Annotated in this window: 6 protein-coding genes and 1 pseudogene; 2 read left to right on the top strand and 5 right to left on the bottom strand. The window is 60.0% G+C overall.

Annotation, left to right across the window (positions count from 1 at the left end; genetic code table 11):
* From HMPREF0178_RS18870 to HMPREF0178_RS18845, 5 genes and pseudogenes are all read right to left on the bottom strand, one after another.
* A pseudogene (locus HMPREF0178_RS18870) lies at nucleotides 1–468 on the bottom strand (3-oxoacyl-ACP synthase); the annotation flags it as partial.
* A 27-nt stretch (nucleotides 469–495) separates the two neighbouring features.
* Nucleotides 496–1,536, bottom strand: a complete 1,041-nt coding sequence (gene plsX / locus HMPREF0178_RS18865) for a phosphate acyltransferase PlsX (RefSeq protein WP_005025808.1) — start codon at nucleotides 1,534–1,536, stop codon at nucleotides 496–498.
* Nucleotides 1,523–1,714: a 50S ribosomal protein L32 gene (gene rpmF / locus HMPREF0178_RS18860; protein ID WP_005025810.1), complete on the bottom strand. Its 192-nt coding sequence runs from the start codon at nucleotides 1,712–1,714 to the stop codon at nucleotides 1,523–1,525. The genes plsX and rpmF overlap by 14 nt, the downstream gene beginning before the upstream one ends.
* Nucleotides 1,715–1,829: 115 nt before the next feature.
* Entirely contained in the window at nucleotides 1,830–2,396 is a 567-nt protein-coding gene (locus HMPREF0178_RS18855) for a DUF177 domain-containing protein (protein ID WP_009369157.1), read from the bottom strand.
* Between the two features lie 398 nt (nucleotides 2,397–2,794).
* Nucleotides 2,795–3,976 (bottom strand): pyridoxal phosphate-dependent aminotransferase, encoded by a 1,182-nt coding sequence (locus tag HMPREF0178_RS18845; protein WP_009369156.1) that lies wholly within the window; start codon nucleotides 3,974–3,976, stop codon nucleotides 2,795–2,797.
* Between the two features lie 367 nt (nucleotides 3,977–4,343).
* Between HMPREF0178_RS18845 and HMPREF0178_RS18835 the strand changes: the two genes are divergently transcribed.
* The gene (locus HMPREF0178_RS18835; protein ID WP_009369155.1) at nucleotides 4,344–6,071 is read left to right on the top strand and encodes a hypothetical protein; all 1,728 of its coding nucleotides are present in this window, start codon (nucleotides 4,344–4,346) and stop codon (nucleotides 6,069–6,071) included.
* Nucleotides 6,072–6,223: 152 nt separating this feature from the next.
* Complete coding sequence (locus tag HMPREF0178_RS18830) at nucleotides 6,224–7,006, top strand: 16S rRNA (uracil(1498)-N(3))-methyltransferase (protein ID WP_009369154.1); 783 nt, start codon at nucleotides 6,224–6,226, stop codon at nucleotides 7,004–7,006.
* Nucleotides 7,007–7,017: the final 11 nt, after the last annotated feature.

The following is a 7,017-nucleotide window of genomic DNA, read 5'->3' as shown; positions in this document are numbered from 1 at the left end:
GATGCAGGTCGTGCGGTCTTCCCAGTTCAGGCGGCGGGTAAAGGCTTCCGAGCCCACGAGCAGGACTTTGGCCCCGGGCTTTCCGGCAAGGATGCTGTTCGCCACGTCCAGGCCGTAAACGAAGCCGGTGCAGGCCGCGTTGAGGTCGAACGCCATCGCCCCGTGCGAGCCGATTTTGCCACTGATGATGCAGGCCGTGCTCGGGCACAGGTAGTCGGGCGTACACGTCGCCGTCAGAACATGCGTGATGTCTTCAGCCGCGATGCCGGCATCTTCAAGAGCTTTAAGCGCCGCTTCCGTGCCCGCGTCGGAGCCGTTTTCGTCGTCCGCCAGCATGTGCCGGGCCTTGATCCCGGTCCTGCTGACGATCCATTCGTCGTTGGTGTCCACCAGCGACATCAAGTCGACGTTCGTGATCCGCTTGGTCGGAACATACGTCCCCAAGCCTTGAATATGGATTGCTGTCATGCGGTGTCCGTGCGTTTGTGAGGAGGGCTAACAGGAACGGCCGAAACGGGTCAGTTCCTCATTGGCGCAGATGGTTTCCATCAGGCGCTTGTTGGTCTCTTTCTCGACGAACAGGGTCGCCATGCGGGTAGCGTTGCAAATGGCCTTGGCATTGGAACGGCCGTGGCAGACGATGGAGATGTTCTGAAGGCCGAGCAAGGGGGCTCCGCCGTATTCGGCGTAGTCCACCACTTTGGCGAAGCGTCTGAACGCGGACTTGGCCAGCAGGCTGCCGAGCTTGGGCAGGAAGCCGGAATTGAGCAGTTCGCGCTTGAGCACGCGGCTCAGGGACAGGCCCAACCCTTCGCTGAGCTTCAGGGCCACGTTGCCGACGAAACCGTCGCAGACGGCCACGTCCATTTCGCCTGTGAAGAGATCGCGCCCTTCGATATTGCCGCTGAAATTGAGGTTCTGAGCCATTTTGAACAGCTCGTACGCCTCTTTCACCTGGCTGTTGCCCTTGCCTTCCTCTTCGCCGATGCTGAGAAGGCCCACGCGGGGGGATTCCTTATTGAGGATGTCCCGGGCGAAGGCGTCGCCCATCAGGCCGAACTGAAAGATGTTGTAGGGCTTGCAATCGACGGTGGCACCCACGTCCAGCAGGACGACGGGTTCCTTTTCCGTAGGGAGGAGCGACGCGAGGGCGGGGCGTTCCACGCCGGGGATGCGGCCCATGATGAACATGCCGCACGCGACGGAGGCTCCGGAGTGACCCGCGCTGACAACGCCTTGGGCCGCGCCGTCGCGCACAAGGCGGCAGGCGACCTGGATGGAGGCGTTCTTCTTCCGGCGCAGGATGTCCGAAGGCTTTTCGTCCATGCCCGCGACTTCGGGGGCATGGACGATTTCCAGATCCACCCCCGAGGGGGAGAGTCTGTTCAGTTCGCCGTCAAGTGTAGCCTCGTTCCCGACAAGGAGAATTTTGGCTCCGGTCTGGCGGGCGGCCTCAATCGCTCCGGGGACGACCACGGAAGGACCGAGATCGCCTCCCATGGCGTCGACGGCGATAACGGTCTTATTGCTGCTCATCGGCGGTCTTCTGCTCGACGACCTGACGACCGCGGTAGGTGCCGCAGCTGGGGCAGGCAGCGTGGGGAACCGTGGGGGCTCCGCAGGTGCAGTACACAACGGTGGGGGTGGCCACGCGATCGTGGGACCGGCGCATACCCTTCTTGGAATGAGACTTCTTATTTTGCTGTACGGCCATGACGGCACTCCTTAGGATTCGGCATGGTGCCGAGGGTTTGGCTCTGTCGCCTGTTGATGCGGCTCCGGATGGCATAGCCCAATACGCCCGGAGACACAAGGTTCGGCGGCAAAATCTAGTTCTTTTTCACTTTCAGACCCCGGAGGGCCGCAAGACGGGGATCGCCTTCGTCCCGCACGCAGGAGCAAGAACCTTCGTTAAGGTTTTTCCCGCAGTCGGGGCACAACCCCTTGCAATCAGGCTTGCACAGAGGACGTACCGGAAGGGCGAGCACAAACTCTTCCCAGAGCAGGCCGGCCAGATTGATCTCCGGCGCGCCGTCCACCAGCTTGACGATGAGCTCGTCGGCCTCGCTGTCGAACGGCTTTTCTTTGCCGTTGCGCGGCTCCGGCTCGTCGTCCGCCTGTGGGAACGGCTCGAAGCTGTCGAAACTGCTGTCGATGATCAGGTGGGCGTCTTCGGCGCAACGGTTACAGGGAACGACGACCTCTCCCTTCAGGTTGCCGCGTACAAGGCAGCCGTCTTCCTGGGGAAGAAGCGTAACCGTGCCCACAAGAGGCTGGACGATGCGGCAATCCATACCGCATTCCGTCATGGGGACCGACCAGATGGCCGGATCGTCCATAACGAACGTCTTTCCTTCAGGGGCGATGTTGTTCAGTGCAATCCGTAGTTCAGCCATGATAACCTCGTGAACGGGACTCCTTACACGGTTGATCGGCTTGTGTCAAGACTATGAGAGCGTTCATGATGGGGAAAGCGAAGGAGGCCGCCCCATGGGAAAACGTTCCCGTCCGGAGGTTCTGGTGTGGCTTCCAATCCCTTGAAATATCCCTCAGGACGCACGGGAGACCGCGTATTTTTTTGAAAGGTGATGAAAAACGGGGGAAAGCCGCGGCCAGCCCGCTGGCGTTTGGGGGAATGTGATTGAAAGGTACGCTGATTGCCAGGCCGGGGAAATGATTCCTCCGGCAGGCCGGAATCCGTCCATCGGGCACCCATGAAGAGGCTGTGCCCGATGGACATTTTTCCGGGTTCCGCGGGAAACGGGCGGCTGCCTTGCCGCCCGAAAAGGCTTCCCTACCCGCGGGCCCGCTTGAACCCTTCGGCGGAGCGGGCGATGACCTCGTCCTCGACGCAGAACGCCAGGCGGAAGTGGCCGGGGCCGCCGAAACCGGAACCGGGCACGGCGAGGATGCGTTCATCAAGGAGCTTGTTGACGAAGGCCACGTCATCGCCGCCGGGAGCCTTCGGGAAGAAATAAAACGCTCCCTTGGGCATCTGGAATTCATAGCCCGCGTCGGAGAGGACGTTGCCCATCATTTCGCGGCGGCGGGCATAAATGTTCACGTCCACCTGCGATCCGAGCGCGCCCGCCATGATATGCTGGCCCACGACCGGGGGGTTCACAAAGCCGAGGATACGGTTGGCGAGCGTCAGGCCGCCCATGAGTTCGGCGCGTTCGGCAAAGAGCGGGGACAGGGCGATGAAGCCGACGCGTTCACCGGCGAGGCACAGGTTCTTGGAGAAGGAGCTTGCCAGAACGGCGTAGGGGTACATGGGCAGCAGGCTCGGCACTTCCACTCCGTCGAAGGCCAGAAAACGGTACGGTTCGTCGACCACGAGATAGAGCGGGCGGCCATTGCGTTCGGAGGCCTTGGCGAGGATGGCGGTCAGGCCTTCGAGCTCTTTGCGGGAATAGACGGTCCCGGTGGGGTTGTGGGGCGAGTTGATGATCATGGCGCGGGTCTTGGGCGTGATGGCCGCCTCAATGGCGGGCAGATCAAGCCCGAAGGTACCCGGCAAGGTCGGGACCTTCTTGAGCGTACCGCCGTGGTTGCCCACATAGGAGCCGTATTCCACAAAATAGGGGGTCACGGTGAGCACTTCGTCGCCGGGTTCCAGAACGGTCCTGAAGATCACGTTGAGCGCGCCCGCGGCCCCGCAGGTCAGGATGACGTCGTTGGCCGTGAGCTCGACTCCCTGTTCCTTGGAAAGGTGGGCGGCGAGCTTTTCGCGGGCCCAGCCGAACCCGTTGTTCGGCATGTAGCCGAGGCTGAACGGTTCGTCCACGTGCTTGACGAATTCGACCAGCGCCTTGCCCACGGCGGGCGGGGGAGCGAGATCCGGGTTGCCAAGGCTGAAATCGCATACGGCATCGTCGCCGTACTTCTGCTTGAGCTGGATGCCGGCTTCGAACATGCGACGGATCCAGGAGCCGTTTTTGATGGAAGAACTCATCTGGGTGCTGATGATGCTCATGGCTGCTCCGTGTCTCATGACCTGAGAGAAAGTGTTGCGGAGGGTGCAGCGGTCGGGCTGCGTTGTGCGGCGTGGGCCTGACGGATGAAAACAATGCCGCGAATTTTTCTCTATACCCCATCAAAGGCCGCTATGCCAAGGGGCATGAGAGGCACTTCCTGTTTTGTGTCGGAAAGCGCAAGCTCTTTTCGCTGACGAGAAGGCGGTGCGCGCGGGTGAGCAGCCGTCTTTTTTCGAAATCAGGGGTGGAATTTTTTTTGCATTTCTGATAGGTAAACTATGTAAAACTCATGAGCGTGTATGAACAGAGGCGACCTTGCTCCGCGGGCAGGGGCTTGGTCCACAAAGCCGGAAAGAGAGTTCAACCATGTCTTTGTTATGGAAAGAAGCGTTCACCCTCGGCGATTTTTCTTGGTCGAACACCAACTCTTTTTCTGATATCATCGAAATTACGGATCTTGAGGCGCTCAAACATTTTCTTGATGCGGTACACGTCAAGTTCTGTCTGCTCAAACCGTGGTGCGAAACGGAAAACTATCCGCTGGTCGACTCGCGTGATCTCCTGCCGTCTTTCGAGGCGGAATTGTGGGAATACAAGGGGCTTCCCGGTTTTTCCATGGTGGCGTTCGCCCGGCCTCTGGAAAGTTTCAGCGAAATTTTCCAATACGACATCCTCCATCCGGTCCTCAGCGCGGTAAACACGGCGGAAGGCGCCTCCTGCCCTTTGGAAACGCACGTCATCGCCCGCAACGTCCAGATGTTCCTGAGCCGCCTGCCCAAAAAACTCCAGGATCCTTTCCGTGATCAGTTCCGGCGTGTGGATACCGCCGTGCTCGATTATTACCCCGCGCTGATGCCGTACCTGCTGGCGATGGATAGGGCCCACGTGTTCGCTACGGACATCTACGGGCACTACCACCTCGCGGGGCTTTTCGCTTCATTCCCGTCCGACATGGACGGCGAGATCAAGCGGTTCGGGCTGCGCACCGGCAAGTTCAAGATCGGCGACAACGAAATGTACGAACGCAACCGTACGTTTGTCTGCCAGTTTTTAATGGAACTGTATGGTTTTCCCATTTCCTCGGAACGCCGGACCTCGGCGGCGCTTTTTTCCCGGCGTCTGCACAAGCTCGGCGAGCGGTTCCTGGTGCGCGTGCTCGGGCAGTCCGACCGGACGATCACAACCATCTGGAACAATGGAGAGAACCGGCCCTACCCGCGTGTTGAAAAAATCGCCCTTGTGAAGCTCGACCCTGAGCAGAAGGATTTGATCCGGGCGTGCGGGGAGGGCGGTTTTTTCGTGGACGCCGAAAAACGCGTGGTGATCATCCGCATTTCCTACAAGCAGCACCGTTACAATGCGGACAACGTGCGGCAGGACCGTGCCCTTTCCGTCGAGCGGCAGGAGCTGATCCACCCGCTTACGGGACGTGTGATGCCGGACGTGAATGTGGTCAAGGATACCAGCACCATGATCCTGCGCCTCAACGACATTGTACGCGGCGAGTATGTGGGCCGCGCGGTCTACAAGCGCAATGAACTGGTGGAGAATACGGATACGGACGAAAAGCGCCTCAAGTTCCTGTTCGCGTGGTTGTCCAAGAATCAGCGCCGCATCATCGGGTACAGCGAAGAGTTTTACAACAATACCACCAAGGTACTGGACGCCTACCTCAAAAACCCCGAAAACCAAGAGGCGTTCGCGCTCCTGCACGATCTCAAGCAGGAAGTGATGAGCAAATACGCCTATATCCGTCAGGCGCGCACAGTGCGCTATCTTGAGGATATCGTTGCCCGGAACTACAAGGGGGAACGGCTGACCTACGGCCGTATGCTGCTCGAAGCGATTGATCTGCTGCGGGATCTCAAATTCGAACTCGGCAATTATTTTGAACCGCTGATGCTGAGCGTGCTTCATTATATGGAAATGATACTGGACGACCGCTACCTGCTCCGGCGCTACATCAATTGCCCGGACGACAAGCTGAGCAGGGGCGGCGTGGAGATACGCAAGAACTATCGGCGGCTTGTCAGCCTCAGGGACGAATTCGAGTCGGTCCGCAAGTCCCGCCAAAAGCCCGTTGCCGAAGGGTAACAGGTTGTTCGGAGAGCAGGGGCGCTTCTCAAAAGGGAGCGTCTCTTTTTTGCAGGGGCATTTGACAATCGCCTTCGCCGATGCGAGTTTCCCCGTGCCGCCATATCGGTTCCCGATATGCGTATCACGGACTTTTTTTGAAGGAAAACATAATGGCAGAGAAAGAAATCCCCGAACCGCCGGACTGGTCCGATGCGCGCACGTTTTTTCTGGAGCCCGATCTGTGGCATGAGCCCTATGAGCTGGATGCCTCGGAGAGCCATCATCTGACCCGCGTGCTGCGCATCCGCGAGGGCGAAGAGGTACGCGTTTTGGACGGCAGGGGGCGCGAGGGGCGTTTCCGGGTTTTGCCCTACAAGAAAAACGCCAAGGCCGTGGCCCTGCGGCTTCTCGACGAGTGGACGTATCCCGAACCGGAATCGAAGGTCATCCTTGCGGCGGGCTGGACAAAAGCCGCGCGCCGGGGCTGGATTCTGGAGAAGGCCGTGGAGTTTGAAGCCAGCGGGATCTGGCTGTGGCAGGCTGAACGGAGCCAGTTCCCCGTGCCCTCGGACATCAAGGAGTCATGGCAAGGCCAGCTTGCCGCCGGAGCCAAGCAGTGCCGCAATCCGTGGCTGCCCGAGTTGCGGACCATGCCCGGCGGCGTGGACGAACTCATCGCGTTGGCCGAGGAGCTTGGCTGTGAGCATCGGCACGTACTTGTCGAGAGCGGGCACAAGTCGGTCATGTCGCTGACTCCGGATACGCTGGGGCAGCCCGGCAGGACTCTTTGCGTGGTCGGTCCCGAAGGCGGCTTTACGGCGCAGGAAGTGGAGAGGCTCACCCGTGCGGGGTTCCTGCCCGCGACGCTTGGCGAGCGCGTTTTACGCTGGGAGACCGCCGCCGTGTTGTGCCTCGGCCTTCATTGGTGGAAGCGTCAGCTAGGCGGGAAGTAGGCAGGAAGACC

This window comes from Bilophila sp. 4_1_30 (assembly GCF_000224655.1).
Classification (GTDB): domain Bacteria; phylum Desulfobacterota; class Desulfovibrionia; order Desulfovibrionales; family Desulfovibrionaceae; genus Bilophila; species Bilophila wadsworthia.
Note: the sequence above shows the minus strand (reverse complement) of the source record. Positions and strands in the feature narration are given on the sequence as shown.